16 protein-coding genes and 1 riboswitch are annotated in these 13900 nt (G+C 59.4%); of the genes, 15 read left to right on the top strand and 1 reads right to left on the bottom strand.

The window, feature by feature from the left end; translation table 11 throughout:
- Positions 1–18: 18 nt before the first annotated feature.
- Positions 19–1350 (top strand): diaminopimelate decarboxylase, encoded by a 1332-nt coding sequence (gene lysA, locus F560_RS0114630; RefSeq protein ID WP_019006492.1) that lies wholly within the window; start codon positions 19–21, stop codon positions 1348–1350.
- Between the two features lie 30 nt (positions 1351–1380).
- Positions 1381–1815: a peptidylprolyl isomerase gene (locus F560_RS0114625; protein WP_019006491.1), complete on the top strand. Its 435-nt coding sequence runs from the start codon at positions 1381–1383 to the stop codon at positions 1813–1815.
- Positions 1816–2279: 464 nt separating this feature from the next.
- Here F560_RS0114625 and F560_RS0114620 read toward each other — a convergent pair whose 3' ends face one another.
- A complete protein-coding gene (locus tag F560_RS0114620) occupies positions 2280–2594 on the bottom strand; it encodes a hypothetical protein (protein WP_156829005.1) in 315 nt (104 codons plus the stop codon).
- Between the two features lie 6 nt (positions 2595–2600).
- A riboswitch (FMN riboswitch) is annotated at positions 2601–2798 on the top strand.
- 641 nt (positions 2799–3439) lie between these two features.
- On the opposite strand from F560_RS0114620, the gene ribD reads away from it, so the two are divergent.
- The 13 genes from ribD (at position 3440) to F560_RS0114555 (ending at position 13876) form a co-directional block, all read left to right on the top strand.
- On the top strand, positions 3440–4624 hold the full coding sequence (gene ribD / locus F560_RS0114615) for a bifunctional diaminohydroxyphosphoribosylaminopyrimidine deaminase/5-amino-6-(5-phosphoribosylamino)uracil reductase RibD (RefSeq protein ID WP_019006489.1): 1185 nt from the start codon (positions 3440–3442) through the stop codon (positions 4622–4624).
- A 29-nt stretch (positions 4625–4653) separates the two neighbouring features.
- Positions 4654–5334, top strand: coding sequence for a riboflavin synthase (locus tag F560_RS0114610; RefSeq protein WP_019006488.1), 681 nt, complete (start codon positions 4654–4656; stop codon positions 5332–5334).
- A 49-nt stretch (positions 5335–5383) separates the two neighbouring features.
- Entirely contained in the window at positions 5384–6667 is a 1284-nt protein-coding gene (locus tag F560_RS0114605; RefSeq protein WP_019006487.1) for a bifunctional 3,4-dihydroxy-2-butanone-4-phosphate synthase/GTP cyclohydrolase II, read from the top strand.
- 7 nt (positions 6668–6674) lie between these two features.
- Positions 6675–7145: a 6,7-dimethyl-8-ribityllumazine synthase gene (ribH, locus tag F560_RS0114600; protein WP_019006486.1), complete on the top strand. Its 471-nt coding sequence runs from the start codon at positions 6675–6677 to the stop codon at positions 7143–7145.
- Positions 7146–7227: 82 nt separating this feature from the next.
- Positions 7228–8022 carry a segregation and condensation protein A gene (locus F560_RS0114595; RefSeq protein ID WP_019006485.1) on the top strand — a complete coding sequence of 265 codons (795 nt, stop codon included), beginning with the start codon at positions 7228–7230 and terminating at the stop codon, positions 8020–8022.
- On the top strand, positions 7991–8617 hold the full coding sequence (gene scpB / locus F560_RS0114590) for an SMC-Scp complex subunit ScpB (protein WP_019006484.1): 627 nt from the start codon (positions 7991–7993) through the stop codon (positions 8615–8617). The genes F560_RS0114595 and scpB overlap by 32 nt, the downstream gene beginning before the upstream one ends.
- A gap of 76 nt (positions 8618–8693) precedes the next feature.
- On the top strand, positions 8694–9383 hold the full coding sequence (locus tag F560_RS0114585; protein ID WP_019006483.1) for a DUF2953 domain-containing protein: 690 nt from the start codon (positions 8694–8696) through the stop codon (positions 9381–9383).
- 103 nt (positions 9384–9486) lie between these two features.
- A complete protein-coding gene (gene ytfJ / locus F560_RS0114580) occupies positions 9487–9948 on the top strand; it encodes a GerW family sporulation protein (protein WP_019006482.1) in 462 nt (153 codons plus the stop codon).
- 205 nt (positions 9949–10153) lie between these two features.
- Positions 10154–11260, top strand: a complete 1107-nt coding sequence (locus F560_RS23345) for a D-alanyl-D-alanine carboxypeptidase family protein (protein ID WP_019006481.1) — start codon at positions 10154–10156, stop codon at positions 11258–11260.
- Positions 11261–11298: 38 nt separating this feature from the next.
- Positions 11299–11928, top strand: a complete 630-nt coding sequence (locus F560_RS0114570) for a nucleoside recognition domain-containing protein (RefSeq protein WP_019006480.1) — start codon at positions 11299–11301, stop codon at positions 11926–11928.
- A 3-nt stretch (positions 11929–11931) separates the two neighbouring features.
- Positions 11932–12462 carry a spore maturation protein gene (locus F560_RS0114565; protein ID WP_019006479.1) on the top strand — a complete coding sequence of 177 codons (531 nt, stop codon included), beginning with the start codon at positions 11932–11934 and terminating at the stop codon, positions 12460–12462.
- A gap of 40 nt (positions 12463–12502) precedes the next feature.
- A complete protein-coding gene (locus F560_RS0114560) occupies positions 12503–13237 on the top strand; it encodes a pseudouridine synthase (RefSeq protein WP_019006478.1) in 735 nt (244 codons plus the stop codon).
- Between the two features lie 111 nt (positions 13238–13348).
- Positions 13349–13876 carry a redoxin domain-containing protein gene (locus F560_RS0114555; RefSeq protein ID WP_026298300.1) on the top strand — a complete coding sequence of 176 codons (528 nt, stop codon included), beginning with the start codon at positions 13349–13351 and terminating at the stop codon, positions 13874–13876.
- Positions 13877–13900 lie beyond the last annotated feature (24 nt).

The following is a 13900-nucleotide window of genomic DNA, read 5'->3' as shown; positions in this document are numbered from 1 at the left end:
GTCAAAGGGGAAATTCTTATGTATCTGCACGGAACGAGCCGTATCAACGAGCTGGGCCATCTGGAGATCGGAGGCTGCGACGTAACCGAGCTGGCGAAGCAGTTCGGAACGCCGCTTTACATTGTGGACGAAGCGCTTGTCCGTCAGCGCGCAAGAGAATATATCGAAGCCTTCCGCGCCACGGGGCTGCGTTTTCAGGTCGCGTACGCGTCCAAGGCGTTCTGCGTCATGGCGATGTGCCGCTTGGCCGAAGAAGAGGGCATGAGCCTCGATGTCGTGTCGGACGGCGAATTGTACACGGCGCTTCAAGCCGGGTTCCCGGCGGAGCGGATTCATTTTCACGGCAACAACAAGACGCCGCAGGAAATCGAGATGGCGCTTGACGCGAACATCGGCTGCTTTGTCGTGGACAACTTCGTCGAAATGCACATGCTGAACGCGCTCGCCGCGGAAAAGGGCAAGCAAGTGAACGTGCTGCTCCGCGTCACGCCCGGCGTCGAAGCGCATACGCACGATTATATTTCGACCGGCCAGCAGGATTCGAAGTTCGGCTTCGACGTCAGCAACGGCACCGCGCTGCGTGCGGTGGAGGAAACGCTGAAGCAGCCGCAGCTCAAGCTGCTGGGCGTGCATTCGCATATCGGCTCGCAAATTTTCGAGGTGGAAGGGTTCCGCATGGCCGTCGAGAAGGTTGCGGCGTTTTCCATCGAAGTGCGCGGGAAATTCGGCGTAACGTTCCCGGTCATCAATCTGGGCGGCGGCTTCGGCATCCGCTATGTCGAAGAGGATAAACCGCTGCCGGTCGCCACTTACGTAAAAGCGATCACCGACGCGATCGTTGACAATTTCAAGGCGAACGACTACCCGCTGCCGGAAATCTGGATCGAGCCGGGCCGGAGCATCGTCGGCGATGCCGGCACGACGCTTTACACGGTCGGCACGAGCAAAGACATCCCCGGCGTGCGCAAATATATCGCCGTCGACGGCGGCATGACCGACAATCCGCGTCCGGCACTTTACGGGTCCAAGTACGAAGCGGTGCTGGCCAACCGCTGCAACGACCCTGCGGAGGAAGTGGTATCCGTCGCGGGCAAATGCTGCGAAAGCGGCGACATGCTGATCTGGGACCTGAAGCTTCCCGCCGTCAAGCAGGGCGATCTGCTTGCCGTATTCTGCACGGGGGCGTACAATTATGCAATGGCCAGCAACTACAACCGGATTCGCCGCCCGGCCGTCGTCTTCGTGCGCGACGGACAGGCCGACCTGGTCGTGGCCCGCGAGTCGTTCGAAGACATTGTCGGCAACGACATCATCCCGGAACGTCTCCGGAAGCAGGCCGTAGCAAAGTAAACCCCAACGAGCGGAGAGGGAGAGGGAAATATGGCCAAGCAAGCGGTCATCACGCTGGAAGGCGGCAAAGAGGTCGTCATCGAATTGTTCGAAAAGGACGCTCCGGGCACGGTGGCGAACTTTGAAAAATTGGCAAACTCGGGATTCTACGACGGTCTTGTTTTTCACCGCGTCATTCCCGGCTTCGTTGCGCAGGGCGGCTGCCCGAACGGCGACGGCACCGGCGGGCCGGGGTATGAAATCCCGTGCGAAATCAACCCGAACAAGCACGAGCGGGGCAGCGTCGCCATGGCGCACCGCGGTCCGAATACGGGCGGCAGCCAGTTCTACATCGTCTATTCGCCGCAGCCGCATTTGGACGGCGTCCATACCGTGTTCGGCAAAGTCACGTCCGGCATGGAGCATGTCGACGCGTTCAAAGGCCGCGACAAAATGGAATCGGTTCGCGTCAGCGAAGTGGTGTGATGCGCGGCAAGCCCGCAAACGCTTCGGCCCGCGCCGTTTTCGGCGCCGGGGAGGTGTTGCGGGCTTTTTGGTTGGCCGACGGCGCTCGTCCTTCGCGGAGGTCGTTGCTGTACGGTTGCTGTACGGCTACCGGCTGTACGGCGATTGCCTGTCCGGCTGGACGACGTCTGCTTGTCCGGCAGCAGCTGCACGATGCTGCACGGTGTTTGCCTATTTGGGCCGCTGCACCATGGCTGGCTTTTGCACGGCGATTGCCTGTCCGGCTGCAGCATACAGTTTCACGGCCGGCTGTCCGCCCGCCGAAGTAGGCGCATGGCTGCCGTGGCTGTCGCGTCGTTCACTTTGCTGAAAAATAAGTGACTTTATAGCAATTGCAATGGCATGTTCTGCGGAAGGCCGCGTTTTAATTGCATTTAAGGCAACTAGAACCTGTCTCGAGCCGATAAAACCGTAAGGTCGGGCTTTTAATTGCCGTAAAAGCAACTGCATGCACGAACAAGCGGAATACCGGACAAATAATTGCGTTTGAGGCAATTAAAAATGGTGCCCGAACCTATCTGCAGAAACGCACCTAAAAAACGTGGGCGAAAAACGTGCCAGAAGAAACGTACCCGCAGAAACGTGCCGTAAGAAAAGCGCGTCAGCGGAAACGTGATCGGGTCGGCCCAAAAGAATTGATAATATTTTTCGATGAAACCGTTTGCGAAGCCCAAAGCAGGCGTTTCCGCTTTGACTGGGCTCTTGCAATTTGTGAAAACGAGTGGTAAACTTGCATTCAATCAGCGACTTACCTTCGGGGCGGGGTGCAATTCCCCACCGGCGGTGATCGGCGGTGCCAGCCGAGCGAGGCACTATCGGCGCAAAGCGGCCGTCGTCAGTCCGTGACCCGTCATCGCAGCTACCGGATAACCGGCGGGCGTGATGCGGTGGACCCGGTGCGAGTCCGGGACCGACAGTAACAGTCTGGATGGGAGAAGGAAGCGCAGCGCGGCCGAGCCGCGTCATTAGGCATGCAACCGATAACGCACGGGATATGCGCCGACTGCTGTCCTTAAGCCGGATCTTCTTGTTCTATTTTTCACAATAATGCGCGCAAAATATGATCAATGCACGAATGCTCGCAAAACATGGCAATACGCCACGTACATGACGTGGTAAGCGCGAATGCGAGCAAAATGCGCGATGCGCGCTAAACGGAATACGTGCAAGACGTGATCATACGCGCAAGATGTGCAGAACAGGATTCGAACGATCATGCGGGGCGGAATTCTGGCGATATCGTTAACGATTCGGAAGGAACTGCGGGTACAGGCCCGTTCCCGTTCCGAACGTTCCCGCATTCAAGGCGGACTGGCCGGACGACCGCCGTTAGGCCGTTTGCGTCGGGCGTTTGTCGGTTTTGCATTCGATGTCCGAAGATTTCCGGCTGGAGATGATTCGGTTCACATTTGCCTAATGCCGCGTAAATCGGAATCAAAACGCTGTGTGACAACCCCCGGGGCAGCGCCCTGGGGGTTTTTTGACGCTAATGCGGGCGCGCAAGCAGCATTAGCATTAGCTTTAGCAATTTCCGGGAGGAGCGGTGGGCATCCACGTAAGTCCGACGGACATCCAAGGAGGATTTATGGGCGACATCCGCGGCAGGCTGAAAGATCACATACCTAACGATTATGGCGGGCTAAAGGATCGCATCCCCAACGACTGCGCCGGCCTGAAAGACAGCATCAACGACGAGTATTATATGCGGCTCGCGCTGAATATGGCGGCTTCCGCCGCCGGTCAGACGGGCATCAACCCGATGGTCGGCTGCGTCGTGGTCAAGGAAGGGCGAATCGTCGGCATCGGCGCGCATCTCCGCAGAGGGGAGGCTCACGCCGAGGTGCATGCGCTCGATATGGCCGGCGCGGAGGCCCGAGGCGCCACCGTTTACGTGACGCTGGAGCCGTGCAGCCACCACGGCAAAACGCCGCCCTGCTGCGAGCGGCTCATCCGCGAGGGCGTTGCGCGCGTTGTCGTCGCGACGGCCGATCCGAATCCGAAGGTCGCGGGCAGAGGCATCGCCCGGCTTCGTGAAGAGGGCATCGACGTTCAGGTCGGTCTGCTCGAGGAGGAATCGCGCAGACTGAACGAAGCGTTCAACAAATACATCGTCACCGGCATGCCGTTTGTCACCGTCAAGACGGCCGTCACGCTCGACGGCAAAATCGCGACCCGAAGCGGCCACAGCAAATGGATCACGGGGCCCGAGGCGCGAGAAGCCGTGCACACGCTGCGCCACCGGAATAACGCCATCATGGTCGGCGTGGAAACCGTGCTGGCGGACGACCCGGAGCTGACCACGAGGCTCAGCGTGCCCGGGCTGCACCCGGTTCGGGTGGTCGTCGATTCGCGGCTGCGCATCCCCGATTCCGCCCGCGTGCTGAACGGCGAGGCGAAGACGGTCGTGCTGACGACGGAGAGCGCAGACGCCAGCCGAATCCGCCTGCTGGAGAGCAAAGGCGTCGAGGTGATTCCGTGCGGCGGCGGCCCGAAGGTCAATCTTGCCGCCGCGCTCGCCGAACTGGGGCGCCGGGAGATCGCGTCCGTGCTGGTCGAAGGGGGCGGCGTCCTGAACGGAAGCTTGCTCGAGGCGGGTCTGGTCGACAAGCTTATGCTTTTCTACGCGCCCAAACTGGTCGGAGGAGAAGCGCCTTCGGCGTTTGCCTTCCCAGGCCCCGAGAGGATGGGCGAGGCGATCCGGATCGAGCGGGTCGAAATCGAACGATTTGGCGACGATTGGTGCGTCAGCGGATATCCGGCCAAGACGTAACCATTCGCGCGGGGAAAGGAGGAATCGGCTTGTTTACGGGACTGGTCGAAGAAATCGGCACGCTGCGGCGCGTCCAGCGCCGCGGAGAGGCGATGGTGCTGACGATCGCCGCCAAGAAAGTGCTGGAGGACGTCAAGATCGGAGACAGCATTGCGGTGAACGGGGTATGCCTGACCGTCGTCTCGCATGATTCGGGCGCATTCACGGCGGATGTGATGCCGGAGACGTTCCGCCATACGAACCTGCACGAGCTGAAGCCCGGCGATCCGGTCAACCTGGAGCGGGCGATGCAGGCCGGCGGCCGTTTCGGCGGCCACATCGTGCAGGGCCATGTGGACGGCACGGCTACGATCGTCGGCCGCAAGCCGGAGGCGAACGCCGTCGTGTTTACCATCCGGCCGCACAACCCGGCCCTTCTCCGCCATATGGTTCCGCAAGGCTCGGTCACGCTGGACGGCACGAGCCTGACGATCGTATCGGCGGACCGGGAAGCCGAAACGTTTACCGTCTCCATCATCCCCCATACGTTGAAGGAAACGGTGATCCGATTCAAGCAGCCGGGAGATACGATGAATGTCGAATGCGATATTCTGGGCAAATACATCGACCATCTGCTCCGTCTCCGCGAAGGAGAACGGCCGGCTGAGCCCAAACCCCAACGGTCCGCAGGGGGATTGACGGAAGCGCTGCTGCGCGAATACGGCTTTTGACAACGGGTTCCCGGATCGGGACAGCACCAACGCAAAGGAGGACAACAAGATGGACGGTTTCCGGTTCAATACGATCGAAGAAGCGATGCGGGATTTGCTGCAAGGCAAGGCGATCGTGGTCGTGGACGACGAAGACCGCGAAAACGAAGGCGATCTGATCGCGCTTGCGGAGAAGGCAACGCCGGAAATCATCAATTTTATGATTACCGAAGGAAGAGGGCTCGTCTGCGTGCCGATTACGGAAGAACGCGCGGAAGAGCTTGACCTGCCGCCGATGGTCCAGCACAATACGGATTATCACGGCACCGCCTTCACCGTGTCCGTCGACGCGGTGACGACGACGACCGGCATCTCCGCGTTCGAGCGCGCGGAAACGGTCAAGGCGCTGATTGATCCCGCTGCGGGACCGTCGAGCTTCCGCAGGCCGGGGCACATGTTCCCGCTGATTGCCAAGAACGGCGGCGTGCTGCGCCGCGCCGGGCATACGGAGGCGGCGGTCGATCTTGCCCGCCTGTGCGGCTCCTATCCGGCGGCGGTCATTTGCGAAGTGATCAAGGAAGACGGAACGATGGCCCGTCTGCCGGATTTGATCGAGTTTACGCAGCAGCACGGGCTGAAGCTGATCACGATCCGCGATCTGATCCGCTACCGCAACGCAAAGGAAAAGCTGGTGAAGCGGGAAGTCGAGATCCGCCTGCCGACCGATTTCGGGGTGTTCCGGGCGATCGGCTATTCGAACGAGGTGGATAAAAAGGAGCACGTGGCGCTCGTCAAGGGGGAGATCGACGGTTCCCGGCCCGTTCTTGTCCGCGTCCATTCGGAATGCCTGACCGGCGACGTGTTCCATTCACACCGCTGCGACTGCGGACCGCAGCTCGAGGCGGCGCTCCGCCAAATTGAAGCGGAAGGCACCGGCGTGTTATTGTATATGCGGCAGGAAGGCCGGGGCATCGGCCTGCTCAACAAGCTTAGAGCCTACAAGCTGCAGGAGCAGGGATTGGACACGGTCGAAGCGAATATTAGACTGGGATTTGCGCCGGATCTGCGCGATTACGGCATCGGGGCGCAAATTCTGAAAGATATCGGCGTGCGCCAAATCCGCCTGCTCACGAACAATCCCCGCAAAATCAAAGGGCTCGAAGGATACGGACTGAGCGTTGTCGAACGCGTGCCGATTCAGATGAGCGAGAACGAGGACAACTCCCGTTACCTGCATACGAAGAAGGCCAAGCTCGGACACTTGTTTACGTTCGAAGACGAAGACGGCCGGAGCAAGCGGGAGGACATCGAACAAGACGAACCTATAACGGGCTTGACGCCGGAGAGAGGATGAATATAATATGGCAGTCGTATACGAAGGCAATCTGATTTCCCAAGGGTTAAAATACGGAGTCGTCGTCGGCAGGTTTAACGAATTTATTACGTCGAAGCTGCTCAGCGGCGCGCTGGACGCGTTCAAGCGCCACGGCGCGGGGGACGACGATGTGGAGATCGCCTGGGTTCCCGGCGCGTTCGAAATTCCGCTGATTGCCCAGAAGATGGCCGAAAGCGGCAAGTACGACGCGGTCGTCACGCTCGGCGCCGTCATTCGCGGTTCCACGCCGCATTTCGATTACGTTTCGAACGAAGTAGCCAAAGGCGTGGCGGCGATTTCGCTCAAAACCGGCGTTCCGACGATTTTCGGCGTGCTGACGACCGACAGCATCGAGCAGGCGGTCGAGCGGGCCGGAACGAAGGCCGGGAACAAAGGTTGGGAAGCGGCCGTCACGGCGATCGAAATGGCCAATCTGACGCGTGCGCTCAAGGGCTGAAGCGGCGTGAACGGGGCTTGCGGCACCGCGCGCCTTCTTTCAACGGAATGAAGACGCTTCGCAGGAAGGGTGACATAACGGCGTGACGGTGCTATACAAGCTGGAAACGTTCGAAGGACCGCTCGATCTGCTGCTTCACCTGATCGACAAAGCGGAAATCGACATTCAAGACATTTCCATCAGCGAGATCACGGATCAATATATGGCTTACCTGGAAGCGATGCAGGAGCTGGAGCTGGACGTGACGAGCGAGTTTCTCGTCATGGCCGCCACGCTTCTGTCGATGAAGAGCCGGCAGCTTTTGCCCAAGCCTCCGGTGACGGACGAGCCCTGGATGACCGTCGAGGAGGAGGGGGAGGATCCCCGCGAGGAACTGATCCGGAAGCTGATCGAATACCGGAAATACAAAGCGATCGCCAATCAGCTCCGCGAGCACGAATACGAGCGGAGCCGGGTGTTCACCCGCGAGCCCGTCGATTTGACCCCGTACATTCCCGACGTGAAAGTCAATCCGGTGCAAGGGCTCCATGTGGACGACCTCGTCCGGGCTTACCGCAAAGCGCTCCGGCGTGCGGCCGGACGCAACCGGGTCGCTTCGATCCACCGCGACGAAATTTCCGTCAAGGACCGCATTCGCGATATAATGGACGCGCTGAAACGGAAAGCGGCGGAAGGCGAGGGCAAGCTGCTGTTTTCCCAGTTGATCGGCGACCGGATGGACCGGACCGGGATCGTGGCGACGTTTCTGGCGATCCTGGAACTGATGAAGCGCCGCTGGGTGCACTGCCACCAGAACAGGCTGTTCGACGATATCGTCGTCGTGTGGACCGGAAAGGAGGGGGACGATGGATTATTCGACCTTGAAGTCGGTACTTGAAGGGCTGCTTTTCGTTTCCGGCGACGAAGGGATCAGCGTCAAGACGATGGCGGATGTGGTGGAGATGGACGCAGAAGTCGTGCTCGACGTGCTGCGCGATCTGCAAAGCGACTTTGTCCGGCAGAACAGAGGGCTTCGAATATCCGAAGTCGCGGGCGGCTTCAGACTGACGACGGCCCCCGAGCACGCGCCCTTCCTGCAGAAGCTTGCTTATTCTCCGGCCCGCTCCGCCCTTTCCCAGGCCGCATTGGAGACGCTGTCCATCGTGGCTTACCGGCAGCCGATCACCCGCGTGGAAATCGAGGAGATCCGCGGCGTGAAGGCCGACCGGCCGATTCAGTCGCTCATCGCCAAAGACCTGATCGAAGAGGTCGGGCGGGCCGATGCGATCGGACGGCCGATTTTGTACGGCACGACCAAAACGTTTCTCGATTACTTCGGCCTGCCCGATCTCGACCATCTGCCGGATCCGATGGTCGGCGAAGGGGAAGACGAGCTCGAGGAACGCACGAAGCTGCTGTTCGAACGGATCGAAGGCCGGCAGTTGACGATGGACGATTTGAACCGGGTATTGGACGACTCCGAAGCCGGATAATCGTTGAATCGATGCCAACGGTATGAACGGCATCCGCAATAGGCCATACTATTCCCAGACGAAAGGCGGGAAAAGTATGGCTTTTTGGGTTATTTTAGCGGTTGCGGCGGTGTTGTCGGCTGCGGTCCTGGCATGGTTTTCGCCGATACGTTTCCGCATCCGGTATTCGCGCAGCGGGCAGCAAGACCAACTGGTCATCATCGTTCGGGCCTTATTTGGAATCGTACAATTTCAATCGGCGATCCCTTCGATTATCGTCAAAGGATTCGACATCCTCTACCAGCAGAAGAACAAAAGCACAGCGGCGGGCCTCAAGACGAAAGACAAGCGGGACACCCGCCGGATCGGCTTCCGCACCATTCGCCGGATGGCCGCGAATTACCGCATGATGCTGGACTCCGTCCGGCAGTTCAAAACCTGGTTTCGCTCTACGATGCGGAAAGTGGAATGCACCCGGTGGCGGCTTGACATCGGGATCGGACTCGGCGATGCGGCATTGACCGGCGTAGCGGCCGGACTCGCCTGGTCGCTGCTCGGTTGCGCGGCGGCGGTCACGGGTCAGTTCGTTTCGCTTAAAGCCCATCCGCACGGAAGCGTGACGCCCAACTATCAAGGGGAGGAGCTGTCCATCGTGTGGGAAGCCGATTTTCGCATCCGGTTCGGGACCGTCTTGGCGTCGCTGGTCCTGCTTGGCAGGCGGACGGTCCGGCTTGCCAAGTTTGTGCGGGCGCTGCAAATCGGGCCGTCGAAACCCAAGCACGCCTAAAGCTCCGCCATTCATAAAGGTCCGCGCGGTAGAGCATCCTATGAGCGACGAACGTTTTTCGCAAGGAATCCAACCCCAAATGAAAGCAGGAGGAGGCACCAGCATGTCCGAACATCCCATAAAAGGTCTTATGCAAACCGCGATGGAAAATATTAAGGAAATGGTGGACGTCAGCACCATTGTCGGCGAACCGGTTCAGACGCCGGACGGCAGCGTCATTATGCCGATCTCGAAAGTCGGTTTCGGCTTTGCGGCCGGCGGCAGCGAGTTTCAGGTCTTTGAAGAAAACGGCCAAGACGCCCGTTCCGACGCCCATAACGCAACCGTCGCGCTCCCGTTCGGCGGCGGCAGCGGCGGCGGCGTTTCGATTACGCCGATCGCCTTCCTGGTCGTCGGCAACCAGGGCGTGAAAGTCGTTCCGCTGGACAATCAAACCCATCTGCTGGAACGGCTGATCGATGCCGCCCCGAAATGGGCCGACAAAATCCAGGAACTGATTCGCGACAGGAACAACGAAAAGCTGACCATCGAAACGTCGTCCTCGTCCAGGGACAGCCTGATGTAAAGTTCCGCGGCTGGACTTCGTGAAAGGGAAAAAACCGGCCGTCAGGCCGGTTTTTCAATGACGGTGCCGGAACTTACGTTTGTTTCCGATCCCGTCCGTCCGGCTTGGACATACTTTTGGACATGCAGACATACCTTTTAATCAAAGACGTCCGTTTCGGACGAAGAGGCCGACACCCGGTACAGGCAACTCAGGAGGCTCGCAGATGAAATACGCAGCAAGATCGATCCGACGTTATGCGCTTGGAGCCATGCTTATCGCGTTGCTGGCGTTTGCCCCGGCAATCGCGTATGCGCAAGGCCGAACGGCTAAGCCAAGCCCTTCCGGTCCGCCGCCGGCACCGGCAACCCACGCCAAAGCGGCGGCGCTTATCGACGTTCAGTCCGGCCGCCTTCTCGTCAGCCAAAACGGCGACGAAGAGATGCGCATCGCCAGCCTGACGAAAATTATGACCGCAATCGTCGCCGTCGAGCATGGGGACCTGCAAAGCATCGTTACCGTAAGCAAACGGGCTGCGGGCAAAGAAGGCTCTTCCATCTACTTGAGAGCCGGCGAGAAAATGAAACTGCTGGACATGCTTTACGGCCTGATGCTGCGCTCCGGAAACGACGCGGCGACCGCCGTTGCCGAGCATGTCGGCGGTTCGGTCGAAGGCTTTGTTTTTCTGATGAACCAAAAAGCCGAACAGCTCGGCCTGGAGCATACGCACTTCGCCAATCCGAGCGGCTTGGACCAGGAAGGACACTATTCGTCCGCTAACGATATGGCCAGGTTGACCGCGTATGCCTTGCATAACCCGGTATTCCGCGAAATCGTGCGCACCAAGGTCCGTACCGCTCCGAATCCGTACGAGCCATGGGATTACAAATGGGTGAACAAAAACAAAATGCTGCTTCAGTACGAAGGAGCGGACGGGGTCAAAACCGGCTATACGAAAAAAGCGCTTCGCTGTCTGGTCAGCTCGGCGACGCGAGGCGGCCAGCAGCTGGTCGCCGTCACGCTCAACGACGGGGACGATTGGCAGGACCACCGGAAACTGCTCGACTACGGATTCGCCGCTTATCCGCTGCAGCTCGTGATGGCAAAAGGGGAGTCCTTTGCCGGGTATCCCTACGTCGCGGTTGCGGACTTCAAGTATCCGTTCGCCGCAGGGGAGCGGGAGAAGCTGACCGCGCATTTTGTTCCGGTCGCATCGACAAGCGTGGCGTATGCCTTCGGCTACCGGGGAAAGCTTGAGTTCCGCCTAGGGGAACAGCCGATCGGATCGGTTGGGCTTGTGGCTCAAGCGCCTCCGGAGGACAAGAAAAAATAAATCGGCAACGATTTTTTTGAGGGGAGAGGACGGTTCCAATGGTCAACTGGATTTGGCTTGGGATGATTGTAGTCAGCGTAGCCTACGGCGCCGCGAACGGCCGCATTCAGCAAGTAACGGAAGCGGCCTTCAGCGGCGCGCAGACCGGCGTTACCGTTTGCTTCGGATTGATCAGCATCATGGTGTTCTGGCTCGGCATGATGCGCATAGCCGAAGCGTCCGGGCTTGTCGGCGCGTTGTCCCGGGCGGTTGCCCCCGTCGTCCGCTGGCTGTTTCCGGACGTGCCCCGGAACCATCCCGCCTTCGGCTTTATTTTATCGAATATGAGCGCCAATCTGCTGGGTCTCGGGAATGCCGCGACGCCGATGGGGATACGGGCGATGCAGGAACTGCAGAAGCTGAATCCCGACCCGTCCAAGGCAACGCCGGCGATGTGCACGCTGCTTGCGCTGAATACGGCCAGCATCACGCTTGTGCCGACGACGCTGATCGCCGTCCGGATGAATTTCGGCTCGGCGCATCCCGCCGATATTATTTCCTCGACGCTGCTTGCGACGATCGTCTCCACAGGCGCGGCCATTTTGGCCGACAAATGGTACAGAAGGCGCAGCGGCAGGCTGCCGCCGGTCACGATCGGCCCGGCTCAAACGGAAACCAAAGGAGGGTAAGCGATGCTCTCCTTTCTTCATGCGTTGTCCGCATGGGCGATCCCGATGCTTGTCGTGGCCATTCCGCTGTACGCCGCGTTCCGCAAAGTTCCCGTATACGAAACGTTCGTCGACGGGGCCAAAGACGGCTTCCAGACCGCGATCGGCATCATCCCGCATCTGGTCGGCATGATGACCGCGATCGGGATGTTCCGCGCTTCCGGGGCGCTCGACGCGCTCGTCGATCTGGTCCGGCCGTTTTTCGAACGGCTGGGCGTGCCCGGGGACGTGCTTCCGCTCGGCCTTCTCCGCCCGATTACCGGAGCGGGTTCGCTTGCGTTCACGACCGATCTGATCAAAGAGCACGGGCCGGATTCGATGATCGCCCGCATCGCTTCTACGATCCAGGGCAGCACGGATACGACGCTTTACGTCCTGACGGTCTATTTCGGCGCGATCGGCATCCGCAGGACCGGCTACGCGCTCAAGGTCGGCCTGTTTTCCGACGCGGTCGGTTTTTTCGCGGCTATCGCCGTCTGCCTGCTGTTGTTTTAAACCCTTCGTCCATGTATGATGAAGGGTGAGGTGAACTTCATTGGAACGATTGCAGAAAGTGCTCGCGGCCGCCGGCGTGGCTTCAAGGCGCAAATGCGAGGAACTGATCCGGGAAGGCAAGGTGACGGTCAACGGCGAGGTCGTGACCGAACTCGGGGCGAAAGCCGATCCGGAAAAAGACGAAATCGCGGTGAACGGAAGGCGGATTCAATCCGAGTCCAAAATTTATTTGATGTTCAACAAGCCCAAGGGCGTCATCACCAGCGTTTACGATCCGAAAGGCCGCCCGGTCGTGACGGACTACCTGAAAGGCGTAAGCGAACGGGTCTATCCGGTCGGCCGTCTCGACTACGATACGGAAGGGCTTCTTCTATTGACCAACGACGGGGAGCTCGCCCACAAGCTGATGCATCCGCGCCATCACGTTCCGAAGACGTATCTTGCCACCGTGGAAAAGGTGCCGCACGGCGAGGCGCTCGAGAAGCTGCAGCGGGGAATCCGGCTTTCGGACGGCATGACGGCTCCGGCCGAAGTCGAATATCACGACGTGGATCCGGACAAAAATCAGGCGACCATCCGCATTACGATCCGGGAAGGGCGCAACCGCCAGATTCGCCGCATGTTCGAAGCGATTCATCATCCCGTTATCCGGCTGAAGCGAATCGCGTTTGCGGGCCTTGCGCTGGACAATCTGCAGCGGGGCAAGTACCGCAAGCTGTCGGCCGAGGAAGTCCGCATGCTGAAAAATGCCGCAAGCGGCGCAGGCGAATCGTGATCAAAGTCACACAATGTTCATAACCGGAGGTCGAGGCGGTCGTCTCTGACCCCGGTATTTTCGTTATAATCAATTCGACGGTTCGGCGAAAACATGTACGGCGGTGAAAGCGTGAAACGTTACCGTAAGCCCATCCAGTATATTATTCTCGCTTTTGTTGTGCTTATCGGGGGATATGCGATCGGCCAGTCGTTTTTTAAAAAATCGACGGTGCTCAAAGCCGGCGAGGCTGCGCCCGAATTTACGCTGGCCGATTTGTCCGGGCAGACGCACCGGCTGGACGACTACAAAGGCAAGCCGCTCGTCCTGAATTTCTGGGGAACCTTCTGCCCTCCCTGCCGCGACGAAATGCCCGATTTGCAGCGCATTTACGAGAAATGGCAAGGCCAGGGGCTTCAGGTCGTCGGCATCAACCTGAGCGAAGACAGGATCAGCGTGCGCAGCTTCGCCAAGAGCTACGGCGTGAATTTTCCGATTTTGCTCGACAAAAACCGGAAAATCGAGCGGTTGTACGGGTTGAAAGAATATCCGACGACGTTTTTTATCCGCCCGGACGGAACCATTCAGGAAATCGCCGTCGGAGGACCGATGAGCGAATCCTTTATCGAACAGCGCGTCGAACGGCTTTTCCAGCCGTAATCGCGGCAAGGAGGCGTTAGCTCG

Source organism: Cohnella laeviribosi DSM 21336 (assembly GCF_000378425.1).
GTDB lineage: Bacteria > Bacillota > Bacilli > Paenibacillales > Paenibacillaceae > Cohnella > Cohnella laeviribosi.
The sequence above is the reverse complement of the archived record's forward strand: the minus strand, read 5'-3'. Positions and strand labels throughout refer to the sequence as shown.